This is a genomic window from Pseudonocardia sp. OZ21 (assembly GCF_059359135.1).
Genome location: NZ_JCADBN010000001.1, coordinates 64,517 through 83,286, shown reverse-complemented (window position 1 = coordinate 83,286; position 18,770 = coordinate 64,517). Strand labels below are relative to the sequence as shown.

The following is an 18,770-nucleotide window of genomic DNA, read 5'->3' as shown; positions in this document are numbered from 1 at the left end:
TCAGACCATGGCAGCGGGCCCCCCGCCGGGGCCGCCGACCACTGTGGATCGGGCGAATCCGACAACTCGCAAGCTCTGGGCGGACTCATGTGACGAAAGCCCTATCCGAGTGGTTGGGCAGGCTCGCGCGGCCGACTAGCGTTCCCGGTCATGAGCGAGGCCGGAGCAACCGTGTCCGAACCTCCGGTGTCACCGGCGGCCCACGCCGCCGCGGTGGCCGACCTCGTCGGCAAGTACCGGGCCGTGCCGCCGGGCACCCGGGTGCGCCTGGGGAAGAAATCGTCCAACCTCTTCCGCTTCGGTGGACGCCCGGACGACGTGACGCGGCTCGACACGGCCGCACTCACCGGTGTGATCGGGGTCGACACCGCCACCCGCACCGCCGAGGTGCAGGGCATGACCACCTACGAGGACCTCGTCGCCGCCACGCTCGCCCACGGGCTGATGCCGCTGGTCGTCCCGCAGCTGAAGACCATCACGCTCGGGGGAGCGGTCACGGGGCTCGGCATCGAGTCAACGTCGTTCCGGCACGGCCTGCCGCACGAGTCGGTGCTCGAGATGGACGTGCTCACCCCCGGCGGAGAGATCATCACGGCCACCCCGGACGGGGAGCACGCCGATCTCTTCCACGGCTTCCCGAACTCCTACGGCACGCTCGGCTACGCGCTCCGGCTGAAGATCGAGCTGCAGCCGGTGGCTCCGTACGTGCGCCTCGAGCACCGGCGCGTGGCGTCGTCCGAACTCGCATCGACGATCACGCAGCTGTGCGACCTCGACGCCGTGGACGGTCCCGACTTCGTGGACGGCACGGTGTTCACCCCGGGCGAGCAGTACGTCACCGTCGGTACCTTCACCGACGACCCCGGCCCCGGGCCCAGCGACTACACCGGGCAGGAGATCTTCTACCGGTCCATCCGGGAACGGACGGTCGACCACCTCTCGGTGCACGACTACATCTGGCGCTGGGACACCGACTGGTTCTGGTGCTCGCGGGCGTTCGGCGTGCAGAACCCGGCCGTGCGCAGGCTGTGGCCGCGCCGCTACCGCCGGTCCGACGTCTACCGCAGGCTCGTCGCCCTCGACCGGCGCATCGGGCTCAGCAGCCGGATCCACCGCCTCACCCGCACTCCGCAGGAGGAGCCGGTGATCCAGGACGTCGAGATCCCCGTGGACCGGCTGGCGGAGTTCCTCGAGGCGTTCCACACCGACATCGGGATCACCCCCGTGTGGCTGTGCCCGCTGCGCCTGCGAGGGCAGCAGCGCTGGCCGCTGTATCCGATGGAGCCGAACGAGCTCTATGTCAACGTCGGGTTCTGGTCGGCCGTCCCCGAGGTCCCCGGACGGCCGGACGCGCACAACCGCCGGGTGGAAGAGCTCGTCGCGGACCTCGGCGGACACAAGTCGCTGTACTCCACAGTGCACTACGACGAGGGTGAGTTCTGGAAGCACTACAACGGGCCCGCCTACCGTGCGCTCAAGGAGCGCTACGACCCGCACGGCCGGCTGCCCGACCTCTTCTTCAAGGTCACCGGAGCAGGGAGGGCATGATGCAGGTCGCTCAACTCATATCGGAGGTCCTCGGCGAGGACGTTCCGGTCCGCGTCGTGGCTTACGACGGTAGTAAGGCCGGACCGGACAGCTCCGACGTGGCCCTGCGGATCCTGTCGCCGCGGGCGCTGGCCCGGCTCGTCACGGCACCGGGCACGCTGGGCCTTGCGCGGGCGTACGTCACCGGCGAGATCGAGGTCGAGGGCGACGTCTACGAAGTGCTCGACGCGATGGCCGACCTCACGCTGCACGATCTCTCGCGCGGCGAGCGTGCGCAGCTGGCCCGGCGCCTGCTGCCGCTCTGGCTGCGGCACCGCCAGCCGCCGCCCGCCCTCGAGTACCGCCCACCGGGGCGCCTCCACTCCAAGGCGCGGGACCGGAAGGCGATCTCGCACCACTACGACGTCTCCAACAAGTTCTACGAGTGGGTGCTCGGCCCGTCGATGGCCTACACCTGCGCGGTCTACCCCACGGCCACCTCCACGCTGGAGGAGGCACAGGCCGCCAAGTTCGAGCTGGTGTCCCAGAAGCTCGGTCTGCAGCCCGGCATGCGGCTGCTGGACGTCGGCTGCGGCTGGGGCGGCATGGTCATGCACGCCGCCGCCGAGCACGGCGTCAAGGCACTCGGCGTCACCCTCTCGGCCAACCAGGCCGAGTGGGCGCAGGCCGAGATCGCCCGCCGCGGGCTGGGCGACCTCGCCGAGGTGCGCCACCTCGACTACCGCGACGCCCCGGAGTCGGAGTTCGACGCGATCAGCTCGATCGGCCTCACCGAGCACATCGGCAAGGACCAGCTCCCGAACTACTTCCGGTCCCTCTACGAGCGGCTGCGCCCGGGTGGGCGGCTGCTCAACCACTGCATCACCCAGCCCCGCACGCCGCTGGCCCGCAGGCTCGACCCGTTCATCGCCCGCTACGTCTTCCCGGACGGTCAGCTGGAGCCCGTCGGCCATCTGATCTCCGTGATGAACGACGCGGGCTTCGAGGTCCGGCACGAGGAGAACCTCCGCGAGCACTACGCCATGACACTCACCGGGTGGGGCGACAACCTGGAGGAGCACTGGGACGAGGCCGTCGCCGAGGTCGGCCTCGGCCGGGCCCGGGTGTGGCGGCTCTACATGGCCGCGTCCCGGCTCGGGTTCGAGCGCGACAACATCCAGCTGCACCAGGTGCTCGGGGTCAAGCTCCTCGATCAGGGACGGTCGGGCTTCCCCCTGCGCGGCTGGTAGCGCTCCACCGCCCGCACGCCGATACGGGTGCCCCCGCACCCGTATCGGCACACGATCGTGCAGGTCGGAGACAATGGGCACCGTGCCGGACCGCCTCTCCCCGCTCGATGCGTCGTTCCTCTTCGCGGAGCACCGCACGGCAGCGATGCACGTCGGCGCGGTGATGACGTTCGACCCTCCGGAACACGGACCGTTCGACGCCGACGCGTTCACCGAGCTCATCGGCAGCAGGCTCGCGCTCGTCCCGCGGTACCGGCAGAAGGTCCGCGACGTGCCGGGCCGGCTCGGGCTGCCGATGTGGGTGGACGACCCGGACTTCGACCTCCTCTTCCACGTCCGGCGGTCCGCGCTACCAGCCCCGGGCACCGACGACGTCCTGCGTGACCTCGTGGGCAGGCTGCTGGCCCGCCAGCTCGACCGCTCCCGCCCGCTCTGGGAGGTCTACCTGGTGGAGGGACTGGCCGACGGGCGTTTCGCCGTGGTCACCAAGACCCACCACGCCATGGTCGACGGGCTGGCGTCCATGGACATCGGGGCCGCGCTGCTCGACCTCACACCCCAGCCGCGGGAGACCCCACCCGACGACTGGCAGCCCGCGCCGGAGCCGTCGCCGCTGGAGCTCGCGGCGATGGCCGCCGCCCACTCGCTGCGCCGCCCGCGGGCCGCGCTCGACGTCGCAGGCCGGGCCGTCGCCGACGTTCGGGAGGCCGCCACGGTCGTCGGGCGCACCGTCGAGGCCGTCCTCTCGGCCGGGCGCACCGCCGCCGCCACGCGCCCGGTTCAGCCGCTGAACCGGGCCACCGGGGAGCAACGGCGGTACGGCATGGAGCGCACGTCGCTGGCCGACCACCGCGCCGTCCGGAAGAGCCACGGCGGCACCGTCAACGACGTCGTGCTCGCCGTGGTCGCCGGTGGGCTGCGCCGCTGGCTGATCAGCCGGGGCGAACCCCTCACCGCAGGCACCACCGTGCGCGCGATGGTGCCGGTCAGCGTCCGGGCCCGTACCCGCAACGAGGGCTCGGGCAACAGCATCTCCGCCTACCTCGTGGACCTGCCGGTCGCCGAGCCGTCCCCGTTGCTGCGCCTCGCGGCCGTGCGCGACGCCATGGAGATCCACAAGCGGGGCGGTCAGGCCGTCGGTGCCGCGGCGCTGGTCGGGCTCGCCGGGCTCGCCCCACCGATCCTGCACAGCCTCGGCGCGCGGCTGGCCAGCCAGTTCTCCAGCCGCCTCTACAACGTGCTCGTCACCAACGTCCCCGGCCCCCCGCGCCCCCTCTACGCGATGGGCGCTCGGATGCACGACATGTACCCGGTGGTGCCGCTGGCCGGCGGCCAGGCCGTGGCCATCGGCGTCACCTCCTACGACGGCGGGATGCACTACGGCCTCACCGCCGACCGCGACGCCCTCCCCGACGTCGACGTGCTCGCCGGCGCCATGAGCGAGTCACTGGCGGAGCTACGCGCGTCCTCCTGAGCCGCCCACCCCCACCCACCCCCCCGCACCCCCGCGAGCCGCCCGTTCCCGGCCCGCGAGTCGCCCGTTCCGGACCCGCGAGTCGCCCATTTCGGGTGCGCGAGTCGCCCGGATCCGGCCCGCGAGTCGCCCGTTTCCGGTGCGCGAGTCGCCCGGCCGGCGCCGGCCAACCCGTTGATCACTGCGAGATCCGCTTTTCGGCCCCTCGAAGGGCGAACTCCCGGATCTCGCAGCGATCATCCGGCTCGGCCCCGCGAGTCGCCCCGTTCCGCCGCGCGAGTCGCCCGTTTTGCGTGCGCGAGTCGCCCGTCTCAGCCCGGCTCGGTCCCGAGCACCGACCAGCTGCGGTCCGCGAACCCGGCGGCCGAGGCGACGCTCGCCGAGGCGAGGTTGTCGGGCGCGTGCAGGTAGGTGGGGACCGCGCCGTCGTCGAGCACCCGGCGTGCGGCCTGCGCCACCAGCCGGCGGGCCAGCCCGCGGCCCCGGGCGGCCTCGGCCGTCACCACCGCGAGCTCGTGGCCGTGCGCGTCGTGCCGCTTGATCCCGACGCCGGCGAGGTGGACGCCGCTCAGCGGGTCGACGGCGACCAGCACCTCACCTCCGAACGGCCGCAACCACAGGGGGACCGACGGCGCGTCGGCGGCGATCCACTCGCCGGCGTCTGGCAGCGCCGCGGGCGAGGCGGTCCAGCGGAACACACCGGAGAACCACCTGCCGGCGATCCCGGCTGTCGCGGGAACCTGCGCGAGGTCCCCGCTGCCCTCCACCAGCGCCGCGACGGCGGCCACGGCGTGCGGCGGCACCGAGAGCACGCCGGCTTCGGGCGTCGACACCCCCACCACGGCATGCACCGTGCCGTCCCATGCCGGCTCGCGGCGCCGTCGTGAACCGACGACCGTGAGGCCGGGGCCGGCACCCGGCCACCGCCCGAGCCAGCTGGACAGGTGCGCGGTCAGGCGTGGGTCGGGCACACCGGAGTGAACCATGGGCTACCGGACGGCCGACGCTCGCCGAATGGCGTAACCCCGGTGATCCGTTCGGACTAGCCACGGGGCATCCTGCCGCAGTGGAGATCGAGGTGCGGGCCCTCGTCGGGGACGACGTGGAGGGCGCCGACCGCATCCTGCGCACGGCGTTCGGCGCGTTCCTCAACATCGACATGAACGACGACACCGACGTGATCGGCACGCGTTTCCGTGCTTCGCACACCGTCGCGCTCGCCGCGGCCGTCGACGGGACCCTCGCCGGCTCCGCACTGGTGACGCTGTGGGGCAGCGTCGGCTATCTCGGTCCGGTGTCCGTGACGCCGTCGCTCTGGAACTCAGGTGTCGGCAGCCGGCTCGTGCAGGCGGCCACGGAGGTGCTCGACGCGCGGGGCGCGGCCCACCAGGGACTGTTCACCTTCCCGGACAGTCCCAAGCACCACTGGCTGTACCACAAGTTCGGGTTCTGGCCGCGGTTCCTCACGGTGATCATGTCGCGCCCGGTGGCCGGGGAGGCACCCGAGCTGGGATGGCGCATGTCGGCCGCCGCGTCCGACCGGCGGGCAGCGCTGCTGGACGCCTGCGCCGCGGTGACCGACCCGATCATGCCGGGCCTCGACGTCCGCGGCGAGATCACGGCCGTGTTCGACCAGGGTCTCGGCGAGGTCGTGCTCGTCGGCGAGCCGGACACGCCGCGCGGGTTCGCCGTCTGCCACACGGGGCCCGGCACGGAGGCGGGCAGCGGGACCGTCTACGTGAAGTTCGCCGCCGTGCGTCCCGGCCCGCACGTGGCGGACGTGTTCGCTGCCCTGCTTGCCGCCTGCCACGGCTTCGCCGCCGGGGTCGGTGCCCGCCGCCTCGTCCTCGGGGTGAGCACCGCCCGCCACGAGGTGTACCGGCACCTCCTGGCCACCGGTTTCCGCGTCGGCACCGCGGGCGTCACCCTGCACCGGCCGAACGAGCCCGGCTACGACCGCGAGGACGTCTACCTCCTGGATGACTGGCGCTGAGCGGCCGGCCGCTCAGCGCCAGTCCCGTAAGCCACCCACAAATCCGGGCGACTCGCGCACCGAATGCGGGCGACTCGCGGGCGGGATCCGGGCGACTCGCTCACGGAATGCGGGCGACTCGCGGGCGGGAAACGGGCGACTCGCGCACCGATTCCGGGCGACTCGCGGGCAGGATCGGGGCGACTCGCGGGAGGCGGGCCGGGGGGCGACTCGCGCACGCACTTCCCACCGCCGCGTTCCGGAGCCGAAGTGCTGTGCTGGGCCGACGCCCACAGCGTTATGGCTCCGCGCTGCGTTCCCGCAGGGCTGCTCGTGCTGCCGCCGCAGCTTGGGCGGCGTAGCCCCGGCCGAAGAGCACGGTGTGGACGAGCAGGGGGAAGAGCTGGTGCAGCGGGACGCGCTCGGGCCAGCCGTCGGCGAGGGGGGTGGTCTGGTCGTAGGCGCGCAGCACCGCGTCGAGGTGGGGGCAGCCGAACAGCGCCAGCATCGCGAGGTCGGTCTCGCGGTGGCCGCCGTGGGCGGCGGGGTCGATCAGCCACGCGCCGGTGGGGGACCAGAGCACGTTGCCCGACCACAGGTCGCCGTGCAGCCGGGCAGGCGGCTCGGGCGGCCCGGCCAGCGCGGGGAGCCGGTCGCACACCGCCTCGACGACGGCGGCCTCGTCACGGGTCAGGTCACCGGCGTCGGACGCGGCACGCAGGTAGGGGAGCAGCCGGTCGGCGGCGTACCACTCGGGCCAGCTCGGGGACGGCTCGTTGCGCATGGGCGCGCGTCCGATCCAGGCCGCGGACGGCCCGTCCGGCGGGGCGGCACCGAAGGCGGGTACGCCTGCCGCGTGCAGCCGGGCCAGCCCGCTGCCCAGGGCCGCCGCGGCGGCGGCGTCGGGTGCACCGGGCGGGACGAACTCCGTGACCAGCCGCTCCGCGTCGACGTCCAGCACGTCGGGCACGGGCGCCGCGCCGGCCACCCGCAGCCAGCGCAGGCCGGCCGCCTCGGCGTGCAGGGCGCCCGCCCCTGCCTTCTTGACGACGACGATGCGTCCGTCAGCGAGCGTCACCCGCTCGGCGCCGCCGCCGAGCGGAGCGCTCTCCCGCACCGCGACGCCGAGAACGGTCATCGCCGGCTGCGGACCCAGTCGACGAGTCCCGGCATCGCCGCCCGGATCATGGTGAGCACGTCGGTGAACCCCTCGGGGGTGCCGTAGTAGGGGTCGGGCACCTCGGCGTCCGCCGTGGCGGTGGGGTCGAAGGAGCGCAGCAGCCGCACCCGGTCGGGTTCGGAGCCCATCGCCCGCAGCGCCCGGCGGTGGGACTGGTCGAGCGCGACGAGCAGGTCGGCCGACAGCTGCTCCGCGTCGATCTGCCGTGCGGTGTGCGTATCGGGGTAGCCCTCGGCCCGCAGCAGCGCGGCGGCCCGGTCGTCGGCGGGGGAGCCGATGTGCCAGCTGCCGGTGCCCGCGCTGCTGACGCGCACGGCGTCGGCCAGGCCGGCGCGCTCCAGTTCGTGGACGAAGACCTTCTCCGCGATGGGGGAGCGGCAGATGTTGCCGGTGCAGACGAAGACCACGGACAGGGGCGTGGGGGCGTCGCTCACCCCGCCAGTCTGCCGAGGCAGCGGTCCCCGACGTCAACGGCCCCGCTGCTCGCGAAGCGGCCGAGGGTCGCCGGCTCGCCGGGCCGGTCCCCGTAGGCTGCCGCGATGGATCTCGCGCCGGATGGAGCCGCAGCGGACGGTCTGGCGGCCCTGCGTCACCACGGGGACGCCGAGGCCGAGCCCGGCCTGCTCGACTTCGCGGTGAACGTCCAGGGCACCGGGCCGCCGTCGTGGCTGCGTGATCGGCTCGTCGCGGCGCTGCACGGGCTGGGCCGTTACCCGGCGGCCGCGCACGACGTGCTGGCCCGGGAGTCGGTCGCGGCACGGCACGGGCGCAGGCCGGCGGAGGTGCTGGTGCTCGCCGGGAGCGCGGAGGGGTTCGCGCTGCTGCCGGCGTTGCGTCCCCGGCTCGCCGCCGTGCTGCACCCGGGGTTCACCGAGCCCGAGGCCGCCTTGCGGAGTGCCGGGGTGCCGGTGGTGCGGGTGCTGACCAGCGAGTCCGACGGACATCGGCTGCATCCCGGCGACGTCCCACCCGAGGCCGACCTCGTGGTGGTCGGCAACCCCACCAACCCGACGGGAGTGCTGCATCCCGCGTCCGACGTCCGGGCGCTGGCCGCGCCGGGCCGGGTGCTGCTGGTGGACGAGGCGTTCGCCGACGCGGTGCCCGGCGAGCCGGAGTCCCTCGCGGGCGACGGCGACGTGCCGGGCCTGCTCGTGTTCCGCAGTCTCACGAAGACCTGGGCGCTGGCGGGGCTGCGCGCCGGGTACGCCCTCGGCGAGCCCGGCCTGCTGGCCCGGCTCGCCGCGCCGCGCCCCCCGTGGCCGGTCTCGACGCCCGCTCTGGAGGCCGTCATCGCCTGCTCCGAACCGCATGCCGTCGCAGAGGCCCACCGGACGGCCGAACGGCTGGCCGCTGCCCGTGCCGAGCAGGCCGCGGTCCTCGCCGCCGTCCCCGGCGTCACGGTGCTGCCGGGCACCGCGCCCTACCTGCTGCTCCGGCTGCCCGAGGGGCGCGGCGAGCGGGTGCGCACCCTGCTGCGCGAGGCCGGCATCGCGGTGCGTCGCGCCGACACGTTCCCCGGGCTCGGGCCCGATCACATCCGGGTGGCGGTCCGGCCGGCTCCCCAGGTCGCCCGGCTCGCCGCCGTCCTGGCCGACGCGCTCGTGGAGGTGGGCGCATGACGGCCACCGTCGGCGACGTCATCGCCGCGCTGGAGAAGGCGTACCCACCGGCACTGGCGGCCGACTGGGACGCGGTCGGACTCGTCTGCGGTGACCCCGCCGAGCCGGTGTCCTCGGTGCTGTTCGCGGTGGATCCGGTGCCCGAGACGGTCGACGAGGCGATCGACGGCGCCGAGGGTGCGTCCCAGCTGCTCGTCACCCACCACCCGCTGCTGCTGCGCGGCGTGCACGGCGTGGGTGCGGACACACCGAAGGGTGCGCTGCTGCACCGCCTGATCCGTTCGGGCACCGCGCTGTACACCGCGCACACGAACGCCGACTCCGCCGACCCCGGCGTCTCCGACGCGCTGGCGTCCGCGATCGGCCTGGAGGTCACCGGCCCGCTGGTCGGCGCCCCGGGCGAACCGCTCGACAAGATCGTCACGTTCATCCCGGTCGGCCCGGCCATCACCACGGTGCACGACGCGCTGTCCGCGGCCGGTGCCGGCCGGATCGGCAACTACAGCCACTGCTCCTTCGCCACCGCGGGCACCGGCCAGTTCAAGCCCCTCGACGGCGCGGATCCGACGATCGGGTCGGTCGGGAAGCTGGAGCGGGTGGCGGAGACGAGGCTGGAGATGGTGCTCCCGCGCGGGCGCCGGGCGGCCGTGGTCGCCGCGCTCCGGGCGTCGCACCCGTACGAGGAACCCGCGTTCGACGTGTTCGAGCTCGCCGACCTGCCCTCGGCGCAGGGGCTCGGCCGGATCGGCACGCTGCCCGCCGCCGAACCCCTCGCGGCGTTCACCGAGCGCGTCGCGGCGGCGCTGCCGTCCACGGCGTGGGGGATACGGGCCGCGGGTGATCCGGAACGGCTCGTCGAGCGGGTCGCGGTCTGCGGCGGGGCGGGGGACTCCGCGCTGGACGCGGCCGTCCGCGCGGGGGTCGACGCCTACGTCACCGCGGATCTGCGCCACCATCCGGCGTCCGAGCACCTGCTGGCCGGGACACTCGCCGGACGTCCCACCCCGGCGCTCGTCGACGTCGCACACTGGGCGTCGGAGTGGCCGTGGTGCGTGCAGGCGGCGGACGTGGTCCGCACGACGCTTGCCGGTAGCGTCGAGGTTCGCGTTTCGCGCCGCTGCACGGATCCCTGGACGGTGGCGCCGACGACCGGAAGGCACGAAAAAATGGATGTGATGGCTGAGTGAAGGCCGACCCCGCCGTCCAACGGAAGCTGCTGGACCTCTCCGAGGTCGACGCCGAGCTCACCCGGCTCGCCCACCGCCGCCGCACCCTGCCCGAGCACGAGGAGCTGACCCAGGCCGAGGCGGCGGTGCGCCAGGCCAAGGACAAGCTCGTCGAGGTCGAGACCGCCGCGGGCGACCTGGACCGCGACATCCGCCGCATCGAGCGTGACGTCGACGGGGTCCGGGCCCGCACCGAGCGCGACAACCAGATGCTCACCGGCGCCGGTGTCGGCGCGAAGCAGGCCAGCGACCTGCAGCACGAGCTCGAGGCGCTCGCCCGGCGGCAGAGCATCCTCGAGGACGAGCAGCTCGAGATCATGGAGCAGCGCGAGGCCATCGGTGTCGACGTCGACCACTCCCGGGAGTCGCTGGCCGCGGCCGAGCAGAAGCTCTCGGAGCTGGCCGAACGCCGCGACTCGGCGCTCGCCGACATCGACGCGGCGGAGGCCGGCAGGCGCCGCGCCCGCGAGGAGGTGCTCCCCGGCATCCCGGCCGACCTCCTCGCCGCGTACGACAAGCGGCGCGAGCAGCGGGGGGTCGGGGCGGCGCTGCTGCTGCAGCGGCGCTGCCAGGCGTGCCGGTTGGAGCTGGACCGCACCGCCATCTCGGAACTGCGCGGCGCACCCGCCGACGAGGTGGTGCACTGCGAGGAGTGCGGCGTGATCCTCGTCCGGACGAAGGAGTCGGGTTTGTGAAGCTCATCGTCGAGGCCGACGGCGGCTCCCGCGGCAACCCGGGCCCGGCGGGGTACGGCGCCGTCGTGCTCGACCCGGACACCGAGGAGGTGCTCGCGGAGCGCGCCGAGGGCTTGGGGATCAGCACCAACAACGTCGCCGAGTACCAGGGGCTCATCGCGGGCCTGCGGGCGGCGATCGAGCTGGGCGCCACCGAGGTGGAGGTCCGGATGGACTCCAAGCTGGTCGTCGAGCAGATGTCGGGACGGTGGCAGGTCAAGCACCCGGCGATGAAGCCGTTGGCGCTGGAGGCGGGCAGCCTCGTGCGTGAGCTCGGCTCCGTGCGGTTCGGGTGGGTCCCGCGTGCCCGCAACTCGCGGGCGGACGCCCTCGCCAACAGGGCGATGGACGAGCAGGCCGGGGTGACGCGGCAATGACCGAGCCTCCCTCCACCGTGGCGACGGCCCCGGCCTCCGCGTCGTGGACCGGGCAGGTCGGGGCTCCGTCCCGTCTGCTCCTGCTGCGGCACGGGCAGACCGCCCTGTCGGTGGAGCGCCGCTACTCCGGGCACGGTGACCCGGAGCTGACCGAGCTGGGTCGCCGCCAGGCGGCCGGCGCCGCCGAGCGGCTCGCCGCCGTGCCCGACATCGCCGCTGTGCTCACCTCGCCGCTGCTCCGGGCGCGCCAGACCGCCACCGCCGTGGCGGAGGCGACGGGAGCGCCGCTCGTCGTCCGGCAGGGCTTGATCGAGACCGACTTCGGGACCTGGGAAGGGCTGACGTTCGCCGAAGCCCGCGCCCGCGACCCCGAACTGCACGCGGCATGGCTCGGCTCCGAGGACGCCGCGCCACCCGGCGGGGAGAGCTTCGCGGCCGTGGGCAGGCGGATCGAGGCCGAGCGTGCCGCTGTCGTGGAGGAGTTCCCCGGCTCCACGGTGGTGCTGGTGAGCCACGTGACGCCGATCAAGATGCTGCTGCGCGCCGCCCTGGAGGGTGGCCCCGGCATCCTCTACCGCCTGCACCTCGACCTGGCCGCACTGTCCATCGTGGACTTCTACCCCGACGGCGGCGCGAGCGTCCGGCTCGTGAATGACACCAACCACCACCCCGCGGCCTGAGTCCCGCCGGTCACCGGCGCTCACCGAGCAGGACGGCCACCCGGACGTCGTCGACGAAGTCACCCTCGGGCTGCGCCGCCCTGAGCGCGTCATGGACCTGCTGGGCGAAAGCGGGCCGGTCCTCCTCCCGCGGGAGCTGGTGGGGCGACATCGCGGAGTAGAGGTTGCCGACGATCCACTCGACGTCGATCGCCTCGTGGTAGCCGAGCTCGGCGTGGCCCGTGGCGAACCCCGCGCTCTCCAGCTCCGTCCGGTAGCCCTCGCGCGTGACGTCGTCGGTGCCACACGTCGCCGTCAGCGGTCGTCCGAAATGCTGTTCGAGGACGCCCCGCAACGCCTGCGACCAGGCGCTTGCCTGGAGCCAGATGGGCGTCCCGTTGGCGATCACCGCGACCCGTCCACCGGGCGGGAGCAGCTCGCGGAGGCCGACGAAGAGCGCGGCGGAGTCCATGAGGTGGATCGCGCAGCTCACGGTCACGGCGGCGATGTGCGTGCCACCGAGCAGCCCGCGAAGGGTCGGGAGATCGGCGTCGGAACCGAGCACCCAGGACGTCGATCTCGCCCCGTGCTCCCGTGCGGCCCGCCGCGCGTGAGCCAGCATGTCCGGCTCGGGGTCGATGCCGACGACGTGCCGCACCCGGGAGGCGAGCGGGATCGCGAGCTGGCCCGTACCGCACCCGAGGTCGACCACGACGTCCTCGGCTCCGACGCCGAGCGCCCCGAGCAGGAAGTCCGTCACCGGTGGTGGATATCCCCGGCGGAATCGCGAGTAGTAGTCGGCAACCTCTCCGGAGAACGTCACGCACCGAGCCTGCCCGCGCCGGTCGGTTCTGTCCGCGATGTCCGCTCGCGGTGAACGGAGGCGGGCCGAGTACAGTTCGCGGCGCGGACGAGCTGGCCGGGCGGCCGCGGAGGTGCCCTTCGGGTCACCGCCGAGGAAAGTCCGGACTCCGTAGGGCAGGGTGGTTGTCAACGGCAACCCGGGGCGACCCGCGGGACAGTGCCACAGAGAACAAACCGCCTCGGCCCGGACGAGAGTCCGGGAGCGAGGTAAGGGTGAAACGGTGGTGTAAGAGACCACCAGCACCCCGGGTGACCGGGGTGGCTCGGTAAACCCCACCCGGAGCAAGGTCAAAAGGCTCTCCAGCCTGAAGGAACGGGGAGCTGCGCAGGCGTTCGAGGGCGGCCCGTCCGAGCCTGCGGGTAGACCGCTAGAGCCTGCCGGCGACGGCAGGCCCAGATGGATGGTCGCCGAACGGTGCGCCGCAAGGCGCCCGGGAACAGGATCCGGCTTACAGGCCAGCTCGTCCGCCCCAAGCACTCGCCCTGTCACATCCGGGCGAGCACCACGAGTGACTGATGACGGGCGGGGACGGCAGTCACCCAGGCCTGAACCTCACTGGGGCGGACCGAGGCGAGTGCTCTTCTTGGTCGCAATCCCGATCATGCCGTGGCTCTGCTCTCGGTGGTCGCCGGCATAACGCTGAGAACCGTGTCGAGGTAGTCGGCGATTGCGTCTCGGTTGCGGGTCAAGAACTCGATGCGTTCGGACAGCCGAGCTTGTTCGCGACGCAGGGTGGCGATCATTTCGGGTTTCACGTAGGGGACGTAGATCGTCTTCGGTTTGTCCAGGCACGGGAGGAGCTGCTGAATGATGCGGGTCGGCAGTCCGGCATCGAGTAGTCCCTTGATCTGCAGCACGACGTCTACGTGTGGTTCTCCGTACTCGCGGTAACCATTCGGGGCGCGGCTGGGTGTGATCAGCCCCTGCTCCTCGTAGTAGCGCAGTAGCCGACGGGATGCGCCGGTACGCTGCGCGAGCTCTCCGATCTTCATGTGTTCAAGCCTACACTTGACCCTCACATCAGTGTGAGTGTTCAGACTCGGTGGTGGGCCGAGAACAGCCGGAAACTGCGCTCTCCTGGAAAGCCGGGTCATGCCTGAAGTTTGGCTACATTCCTGCTGCGGCCGCGACAATCATGACCACATCGGAGGTTGCACATGAAACTCGGACTTCGTCTGCCCCAGAGATTGGGAGTCGACCTGCAACGCGACTTGGTCGAAGCAGCGAGAACGGCCGAAGCGGCCGGATACGCCAGTCTGTGGACGTACGAACAGCTGCTCTTCGCGGAGACGCCCGTCGAACCCTATGCCCCGCCGAACGTGCCGTGGCCGGAGAGCGGGCGGCAGACCGCCGACCCCCTGGCAGTCCTCACGGCGGCGGCGGTGGCGACCGAAAAGGTGCGCCTCGGTACTGCCGTTCTGATCGCTGCACTCCACACACCCGTCCAGTTGGCGAAGGCGCTGGCCACGGTCGATCAGATCAGCGGCGGTCGTGTGGTCGCCGGTATGGGAGCCGGCTGGTCCACCGACGTACTCCGGGCCACTGGCGCCACCCGAGCGGATCGCGGCCGCTTCCTGGACGAGACGCTGGACGTCTTCGATGCCGTGTGGGGGCCGGACCCCGTGACCTTCCGGAGTCCTCGCGTAGTCATCAACAACGCCTCGATCCTGCCCAAGCCCGTTTCGAAAATCCCCGTGATGATCGCCGGCGGTGCCAGCAACCTGGGCCGCAGCGGCAGTCCCAAAGCCCTGGAGCGCGTCGCCAAACGCGCAGACGGCTGGCTGCCGCTACTTACCACCCCCGGGCCGGCCGGAGCCGAAGAACTGCGCGCAAACTGGGACCACATCCGGCAAATGGCTTCTGGATACGGCCGGGACGCGAGCCGGATGGAGATGGTCGTGGTGGGGAACGTCACCTTCACCGACCGGCCGGCAGGACCTGACCGATCGGCGTTCGTCGGCACTCTCGACCAGATCATGGAGGACATCCACACGGCCGAAGAAGCGGGTGCGGACGAGCTCATCGTGGATCTGAATCTGCAGGACTGGTTCATCAGCACTCGGCAGATGCTCGAGACTGCGGTGGAGATCCGCGAAAGGGTCGCAGCGTCATGACCGATGCTGCCATCCGGACTTCGGGATCCTTCGGCTTACCCGGCCTGATGGGCGGTGTGGTCGACCCAGTGGGTCAACAGGTCGAGGTCGCCTGACGCGTGCAGGCTGTCGTCCAGCGCGGCAGAGATCGACCGACGCCTGGTCAGCACAAGCAGCAACGCGGTCGCCGGCCCGCGGACCGTGATGTCCGCTGCGCCGGGGCGCTGCTGCCACGTCGCTCCCTCAGCGCCGCGTTCGATGAACCACTCGCCGGCCTCACCAAGGCTCGGCTCGTCGCTGGCCTGCAGGTACAACGTCTGGCCGCTGCCGCGAAGCGCCTCGGCGGAGTCCGGCCGCTGAGCCGCCCACCCCGGCGAGGTCATCATCGCCAGGTGGTCGCTGATTGCACCGGCGGCGAGCTCGGCGTCGAGCTGGTAGGCCACGTCCGCGGTGGCGGCGGCATCGGCGCGGTGAATGATCGTCTCCGCGAGGACGCGAGGCAGCCAGAACTGTGTCCCTGACCGAGCGTCGCCCGACGGGTTCCATACCGGCGCGTCCTCGCCGGCATCGACGCAGGCCGCAGCCAGCAGCGATGCGCCGCCGGCCAGCCATGACCCCCATTCGTCCCGGTCGGCCGGCAGCGCCGAGTACGACGTGGGGATCTGAGACGGGTCGGACACCCGCTTCTCCACGAGCGAGGCAACCCAATGCTGTGTCTGACCAACATGCTCGACGAGCTGGCTCAAGGTCCACTCCGGGCACGTCGGCACCGGTGCATCCGCTGCCGCGCGGCGCGCGGTCTCAGCGAACTGCGCGGTCTGGTCCACCAGCGCCTGCCCGTACCGTTCCAGCGTCAGCTCGATCATCGCCCGCCATCTCTCATCTCGTGGTGAAGCGTGGTCAGTCGGTCAGACCCGCGTCTGCACTGAAACTCATCGCGTGAGCAGAGGGACGTCCGTAATCCGAACCGCAGCCGGACGCCGGCCTCACTGCAAAGCCAGTCGAAGGAGCGGCATCGGCCTGATGCCGGCCCGCGCTGACTTGCTGTCAGTGACTCGCCTTCAGGCCGACCACGCCGCCGATGATCATGACGAGGAAGACGATCTTCAGTACTGAGGTGGGCTCTGTGCCGGTGACCATCGCATAGACGACGGTGAGAACGGCCCCGATGCCCACCCATACCGCGTAGGAGGTGCCGATGGGCAGGGCGCGCATGGCGTAGGCGAGGCCGGCCATGCTGCCGATCAGGGCCACGGCGAAGATCACCGACGGGACCAGCCGGGTGAAGCCCTGAGATCTGCTCAAGGCTGTGGCCCACACTGCTTCGAGGACGCCGGACAACACGAGAACGAGCCACGACATGCGAACTCCCGTGTGCCGTCTTGTCGCTGTCCGGGTACGGCACCCTCGTCCGGGAGCCCGGAGGGGCTCTGCACTGAAGATGTCACAGCCTGGGTGAGCCGCGCAAATTCTGTAGTGATCGCCACCGCGAGTGAGATCGCGCATTCGTTGATTCACACCCTACGAATGGTTCGACCTTCCGGGCTTCGAGGGAAAGTTGAGAGATATTGAGGGCGATCCCCGGTGGCGCCACAGGAGGACGACATGCTGGACATGCTGCGCGGCGTTGTGCTGCTCGCGGCCACCCTCACCACGGGGCTGTACGCCGGGCAGTTCTACACCTTCTCGGTCCCGGTCATGGCCGGACTGCGCCAGGTGGATGACCGGACCTTCGTCGACGCCATGCAGCAGATCAACCTCGCGGTCGAGAATGGCTGGTTCATGGGCGTCTTCCTCGGCGCGCCGGTGCTGGCCGCCCTGGCCGCCGTGCTGCATCTCAGCCCGGGCCACCGGCAGGCGCTGCCCTGGACCGCGGCCGGGTTCGTGCTCGCTGCGGCGGCGCTGGTCATCACCGTCGCCGTCCACGTGCCGCTGACCACCGCTATCAACGCCGCCGGTGACCCCGATCAGATCGCCGACCTCGCGGGCCTGCGGGCCGGCTTCGAGGCCACCTGGGTGCCCTGGAACGTCGTCAGGGCCATTACGTCCACCGCCGGGTTCGCCTGCTTCATCTGGGCTGTGGTACTCCACGGGCGGAGCCGCCCGGCCGCCCGAACCCCGGCCAGGCGGCCCACGCCCGCTTCGCGGTGAGCGCCGGTGCGCCCCGCGGGAGACGTCGCTGGTGGTCCGGACAGCAGTGCCACGAGCAGCCGTCGACGTAGCCCGCCAGGCGAGTGCAGCCAGCGCGGTGCCTAAATGCAGCCCGCATCAATACCCGCTCGTGCAGGTCAGCGGGGGCCGAGGCCGGTTTTCCCGTCGATGAGCTCGCGAACGATGTCGAGGTGTCCGGCGTGGCGGGCGGTCTCTTCGATCATGTGGAGGATGATCCCGCGCAGGTCGGTGATCTGGTCCCCGAGGTAGTCGGGGTGACGGGCGCGCGGGGGCGCGGAAGTGGCAGGGCCCTGAGGATCGCGTCGGAGCGCTCGCACTGGTCGCGGTAGAACTCGAGAACTACTGACGGCGACCGCGAGGTGATCAGGGGCGTGTTGTCGTCGGGCCAGGGGAGCGGGTCGGCGGAGCCGGTGGCGATCTCCTGGAACCAGTGCCGCTCGGCGTGGCCGAGATGTTCCACGAGCCCCAGCGGAGTCCAGCCCGACGGCAGGACCGAGGTTGTCAGTGCCTCGGCGTCGAGCCCGTCGATGATCGCCAGGACGCTGGCACGCTGCCACGCGAGGAACTCCAGGAGGGCCCTCTTCTCGTCGTCCACCGAGGCATGCCCTTCTCCGGAAATGGGAGCCGGACGCTAGCGCACTGCCGCGCCCACCGCCGCCGCCCCCGACAACGACGAGACTGTCAGCGGTGGTGTGTGACGGCGTCGTGCAGCGTGGCCGCGTTCTCGGCCAGCCACGCCTGCTGGCGCAGGATGCGGTCGCCGATGCCCTCGTCCCACATGCGCTGCCAGCCGCCGCCCAGCCGGCGCGCTCGGTCCCGCATCAGGAACCAGGAGCGGTCCGCGCTGTTGCGTGCGGTCGCCACGACCTGGCGCCGGTCGATCGGGTCGAGTCCGTACTCGTCGACAAGCAGGGCTGCCCGGGCAACAGCGTCGACGTCCTGGACGGCAGCCTCGCGGTCGACGACCGGCATGAGCGGGGCCCACCACCGCAGCACGTTGCAGACCTCTCCCACCCGGTCGGTGGGGCGGGCCAGGTCGAAGTCGATGAGGGCTGCCGCGCGTCCATCGCGGAACACCACGTTCTCGGGGGGTGATGTCCATGTGCCCCACGAAGCCCGGCGGGCCGGCGATCGAGGGTGGTGTGCCCGGTGGGTCCGGTGGCACGCCCGCCCGCGCGCTCTCCGGGATGCCCAGGGACCGGGCGGCGTCGTCGTACCGGCGGACGAGGCGGGCGACGCCCGCGATCCGCTCATCGTCGGCCACCCAGGCGGGCCACGGCCGCCCGGCGACCTCGCCGTTCACGTAGGACAGCGCTTGGCGGCCACGCGCATCGATCCCGAGGAACCGGGGTGCCCCGTCGAAGCCGACGCGCTCCAGGTGGGTCAGCAGTACCTCGACCAGATCGGAGCCGGGTTGCCGAGGGCGCCGGACGGTGTCCCCGACGCGGACGACGCCCTCGGTGACATCGCCGCCGAGCAACGGCTCCTCGGGGCCGTTCTCGAAGATCATCCCGGCGACGATAGCCCACATGATCTGCCGTACGGTGCTGCTCTTCAGAGCGGAGGGGATGGGTGCCCCCAGTGATCGCCGGGGTCTCCTACGGATACCTTCCGAGGTCCAC

The 18,770-nt window shown here is 72.1% G+C and carries 18 protein-coding genes, 1 other RNA gene, 2 pseudogenes and 1 riboswitch; of the genes and pseudogenes, 12 read left to right on the top strand and 9 right to left on the bottom strand.

Annotated features, from left to right (window positions below):
* Positions 1–150: 150 nt before the first annotated feature.
* The 3 genes from AC5L35_RS00450 (at position 151) to AC5L35_RS00440 (ending at position 4,251) form a co-directional block, all read left to right on the top strand.
* The gene (locus AC5L35_RS00450; RefSeq protein WP_495057476.1) at positions 151–1,548 is read left to right on the top strand and encodes an FAD-binding oxidoreductase; all 1,398 of its coding nucleotides are present in this window, start codon (positions 151–153) and stop codon (positions 1,546–1,548) included.
* A complete protein-coding gene (locus AC5L35_RS00445) occupies positions 1,548–2,777 on the top strand; it encodes a class I SAM-dependent methyltransferase (RefSeq protein ID WP_495058056.1) in 1,230 nt (409 codons plus the stop codon). Before AC5L35_RS00450 ends, AC5L35_RS00445 begins: the two co-directional genes overlap by 1 nt.
* Positions 2,778–2,859: 82 nt before the next feature.
* Positions 2,860–4,251, top strand: a complete 1,392-nt coding sequence (locus AC5L35_RS00440; protein ID WP_495058055.1) for a WS/DGAT/MGAT family O-acyltransferase — start codon at positions 2,860–2,862, stop codon at positions 4,249–4,251.
* A gap of 311 nt (positions 4,252–4,562) precedes the next feature.
* Here AC5L35_RS00440 and AC5L35_RS00435 read toward each other — a convergent pair whose 3' ends face one another.
* Positions 4,563–5,222, bottom strand: a complete 660-nt coding sequence (locus AC5L35_RS00435; RefSeq protein WP_495057475.1) for a GNAT family N-acetyltransferase — start codon at positions 5,220–5,222, stop codon at positions 4,563–4,565.
* A 95-nt stretch (positions 5,223–5,317) separates the two neighbouring features.
* On the opposite strand from AC5L35_RS00435, the gene AC5L35_RS00430 reads away from it, so the two are divergent.
* Positions 5,318–6,244 carry a GNAT family N-acetyltransferase gene (locus AC5L35_RS00430; protein WP_495057474.1) on the top strand — a complete coding sequence of 309 codons (927 nt, stop codon included), beginning with the start codon at positions 5,318–5,320 and terminating at the stop codon, positions 6,242–6,244.
* Positions 6,245–6,521: 277 nt separating this feature from the next.
* Here the strand turns inward: AC5L35_RS00430 and AC5L35_RS00425 are convergent, their stop codons facing one another.
* The gene (locus AC5L35_RS00425) at positions 6,522–7,361 is read right to left on the bottom strand and encodes a fructosamine kinase family protein (RefSeq protein WP_495057473.1); all 840 of its coding nucleotides are present in this window, start codon (positions 7,359–7,361) and stop codon (positions 6,522–6,524) included.
* Positions 7,358–7,837: a low molecular weight protein-tyrosine-phosphatase gene (locus AC5L35_RS00420; protein WP_495057472.1), complete on the bottom strand. Its 480-nt coding sequence runs from the start codon at positions 7,835–7,837 to the stop codon at positions 7,358–7,360. The genes AC5L35_RS00425 and AC5L35_RS00420 overlap by 4 nt, the downstream gene beginning before the upstream one ends.
* Before the next feature lie 105 nt (positions 7,838–7,942).
* Between AC5L35_RS00420 and cobC the strand changes: the two genes are divergently transcribed.
* From cobC to AC5L35_RS00400, 4 genes and pseudogenes are all read left to right on the top strand, one after another.
* On the top strand, positions 7,943–9,022 hold the full coding sequence (gene cobC / locus AC5L35_RS00415; RefSeq protein ID WP_495057471.1) for an Rv2231c family histidinol phosphate aminotransferase CobC: 1,080 nt from the start codon (positions 7,943–7,945) through the stop codon (positions 9,020–9,022).
* Positions 9,019–10,209, top strand: a complete 1,191-nt coding sequence (locus tag AC5L35_RS00410) for a Nif3-like dinuclear metal center hexameric protein (RefSeq protein WP_495057470.1) — start codon at positions 9,019–9,021, stop codon at positions 10,207–10,209. Before cobC ends, AC5L35_RS00410 begins: the two co-directional genes overlap by 4 nt.
* Positions 10,206–10,943: a zinc ribbon domain-containing protein gene (locus AC5L35_RS00405; RefSeq protein ID WP_495057469.1), complete on the top strand. Its 738-nt coding sequence runs from the start codon at positions 10,206–10,208 to the stop codon at positions 10,941–10,943. The genes AC5L35_RS00410 and AC5L35_RS00405 overlap by 4 nt, the downstream gene beginning before the upstream one ends.
* Positions 10,940–12,039: pseudogene (locus AC5L35_RS00400) on the top strand (bifunctional RNase H/acid phosphatase). Before AC5L35_RS00405 ends, AC5L35_RS00400 begins: the two are co-directional and overlap by 4 nt.
* 10 nt (positions 12,040–12,049) lie before the next feature.
* Here the strand turns inward: AC5L35_RS00400 and AC5L35_RS00395 are convergent.
* Complete coding sequence (locus AC5L35_RS00395) at positions 12,050–12,841, bottom strand: class I SAM-dependent methyltransferase (protein ID WP_495057468.1); 792 nt, start codon at positions 12,839–12,841, stop codon at positions 12,050–12,052.
* An 88-nt stretch (positions 12,842–12,929) separates the two neighbouring features.
* On the opposite strand from AC5L35_RS00395, the gene rnpB reads away from it, so the two are divergent.
* Positions 12,930–13,350: RNase P RNA component class A (gene rnpB, locus AC5L35_RS00390), an RNA gene on the top strand.
* Positions 13,351–13,482: 132 nt separating this feature from the next.
* On the opposite strand, the gene AC5L35_RS00385 is transcribed toward rnpB, so the two are convergent.
* Positions 13,483–13,875: a MerR family transcriptional regulator gene (locus tag AC5L35_RS00385; RefSeq protein ID WP_495057467.1), complete on the bottom strand. Its 393-nt coding sequence runs from the start codon at positions 13,873–13,875 to the stop codon at positions 13,483–13,485.
* Positions 13,876–14,040: 165 nt separating this feature from the next.
* On the opposite strand from AC5L35_RS00385, the gene AC5L35_RS00380 reads away from it, so the two are divergent.
* Positions 14,041–14,997: a TIGR03619 family F420-dependent LLM class oxidoreductase gene (locus tag AC5L35_RS00380; protein WP_495057466.1), complete on the top strand. Its 957-nt coding sequence runs from the start codon at positions 14,041–14,043 to the stop codon at positions 14,995–14,997.
* 35 nt (positions 14,998–15,032) lie between these two features.
* Here AC5L35_RS00380 and AC5L35_RS00375 read toward each other — a convergent pair whose 3' ends face one another.
* Together AC5L35_RS00375 and AC5L35_RS00370 are read right to left on the bottom strand one after the other, a co-directional pair.
* Entirely contained in the window at positions 15,033–15,842 is an 810-nt protein-coding gene (locus tag AC5L35_RS00375; RefSeq protein ID WP_495057465.1) for a maleylpyruvate isomerase family mycothiol-dependent enzyme, read from the bottom strand.
* Between the two features lie 181 nt (positions 15,843–16,023).
* Positions 16,024–16,338: a DMT family transporter gene (locus AC5L35_RS00370; RefSeq protein ID WP_495057464.1), complete on the bottom strand. Its 315-nt coding sequence runs from the start codon at positions 16,336–16,338 to the stop codon at positions 16,024–16,026.
* A gap of 9 nt (positions 16,339–16,347) precedes the next feature.
* Positions 16,348–16,410: riboswitch (guanidine-III (ykkC-III) riboswitch) on the bottom strand.
* Positions 16,411–16,581: 171 nt separating this feature from the next.
* On the opposite strand from AC5L35_RS00370, the gene AC5L35_RS00365 reads away from it, so the two are divergent.
* Positions 16,582–17,127, top strand: coding sequence for an anthrone oxygenase family protein (locus AC5L35_RS00365; protein ID WP_495057463.1), 546 nt, complete (start codon positions 16,582–16,584; stop codon positions 17,125–17,127).
* 137 nt (positions 17,128–17,264) lie between these two features.
* Here AC5L35_RS00365 and AC5L35_RS00360 read toward each other — a convergent pair.
* Positions 17,265–17,743: pseudogene (locus tag AC5L35_RS00360) on the bottom strand (DinB family protein).
* A gap of 86 nt (positions 17,744–17,829) precedes the next feature.
* Positions 17,830–18,228: a hypothetical protein gene (locus tag AC5L35_RS00355; RefSeq protein WP_495057462.1), complete on the bottom strand. Its 399-nt coding sequence runs from the start codon at positions 18,226–18,228 to the stop codon at positions 17,830–17,832.
* Between the two features lie 235 nt (positions 18,229–18,463).
* Between AC5L35_RS00355 and AC5L35_RS00350 the strand changes: the two genes are divergently transcribed.
* The gene (locus tag AC5L35_RS00350; RefSeq protein WP_495057461.1) at positions 18,464–18,733 is read left to right on the top strand and encodes a hypothetical protein; all 270 of its coding nucleotides are present in this window, start codon (positions 18,464–18,466) and stop codon (positions 18,731–18,733) included.
* The last annotated feature ends 37 nt before the right edge of the window (positions 18,734–18,770 follow it).

Bases quoted from the DNA above. Each gene is read 5' to 3' on its own strand.
- AC5L35_RS00385 (WP_495057467.1), bottom strand. From the start codon at position 13,875: ATGAAGATCGGAGAGCTCGCGCAGCGTACCGGCGCATCCCGTCGGCTA.
- AC5L35_RS00410 (WP_495057470.1), top strand. From the start codon at position 9,019: ATGACGGCCACCGTCGGCGACGTCATCGCCGCGCTGGAGAAGGCGTAC.
- cobC (WP_495057471.1), top strand. From the start codon at position 7,943: ATGGATCTCGCGCCGGATGGAGCCGCAGCGGACGGTCTGGCGGCCCTG.
- AC5L35_RS00450 (WP_495057476.1), top strand. From the start codon at position 151: ATGAGCGAGGCCGGAGCAACCGTGTCCGAACCTCCGGTGTCACCGGCG.
- AC5L35_RS00445 (WP_495058056.1), top strand. From the start codon at position 1,548: ATGCAGGTCGCTCAACTCATATCGGAGGTCCTCGGCGAGGACGTTCCG.
- AC5L35_RS00425 (WP_495057473.1), bottom strand. From the start codon at position 7,361: ATGACCGTTCTCGGCGTCGCGGTGCGGGAGAGCGCTCCGCTCGGCGGC.
- AC5L35_RS00370 (WP_495057464.1), bottom strand. From the start codon at position 16,338: ATGTCGTGGCTCGTTCTCGTGTTGTCCGGCGTCCTCGAAGCAGTGTGG.
- AC5L35_RS00380 (WP_495057466.1), top strand. From the start codon at position 14,041: ATGAAACTCGGACTTCGTCTGCCCCAGAGATTGGGAGTCGACCTGCAA.
- AC5L35_RS00375 (WP_495057465.1), bottom strand. From the start codon at position 15,842: ATGATCGAGCTGACGCTGGAACGGTACGGGCAGGCGCTGGTGGACCAG.
- AC5L35_RS00365 (WP_495057463.1), top strand. From the start codon at position 16,582: ATGCTGGACATGCTGCGCGGCGTTGTGCTGCTCGCGGCCACCCTCACC.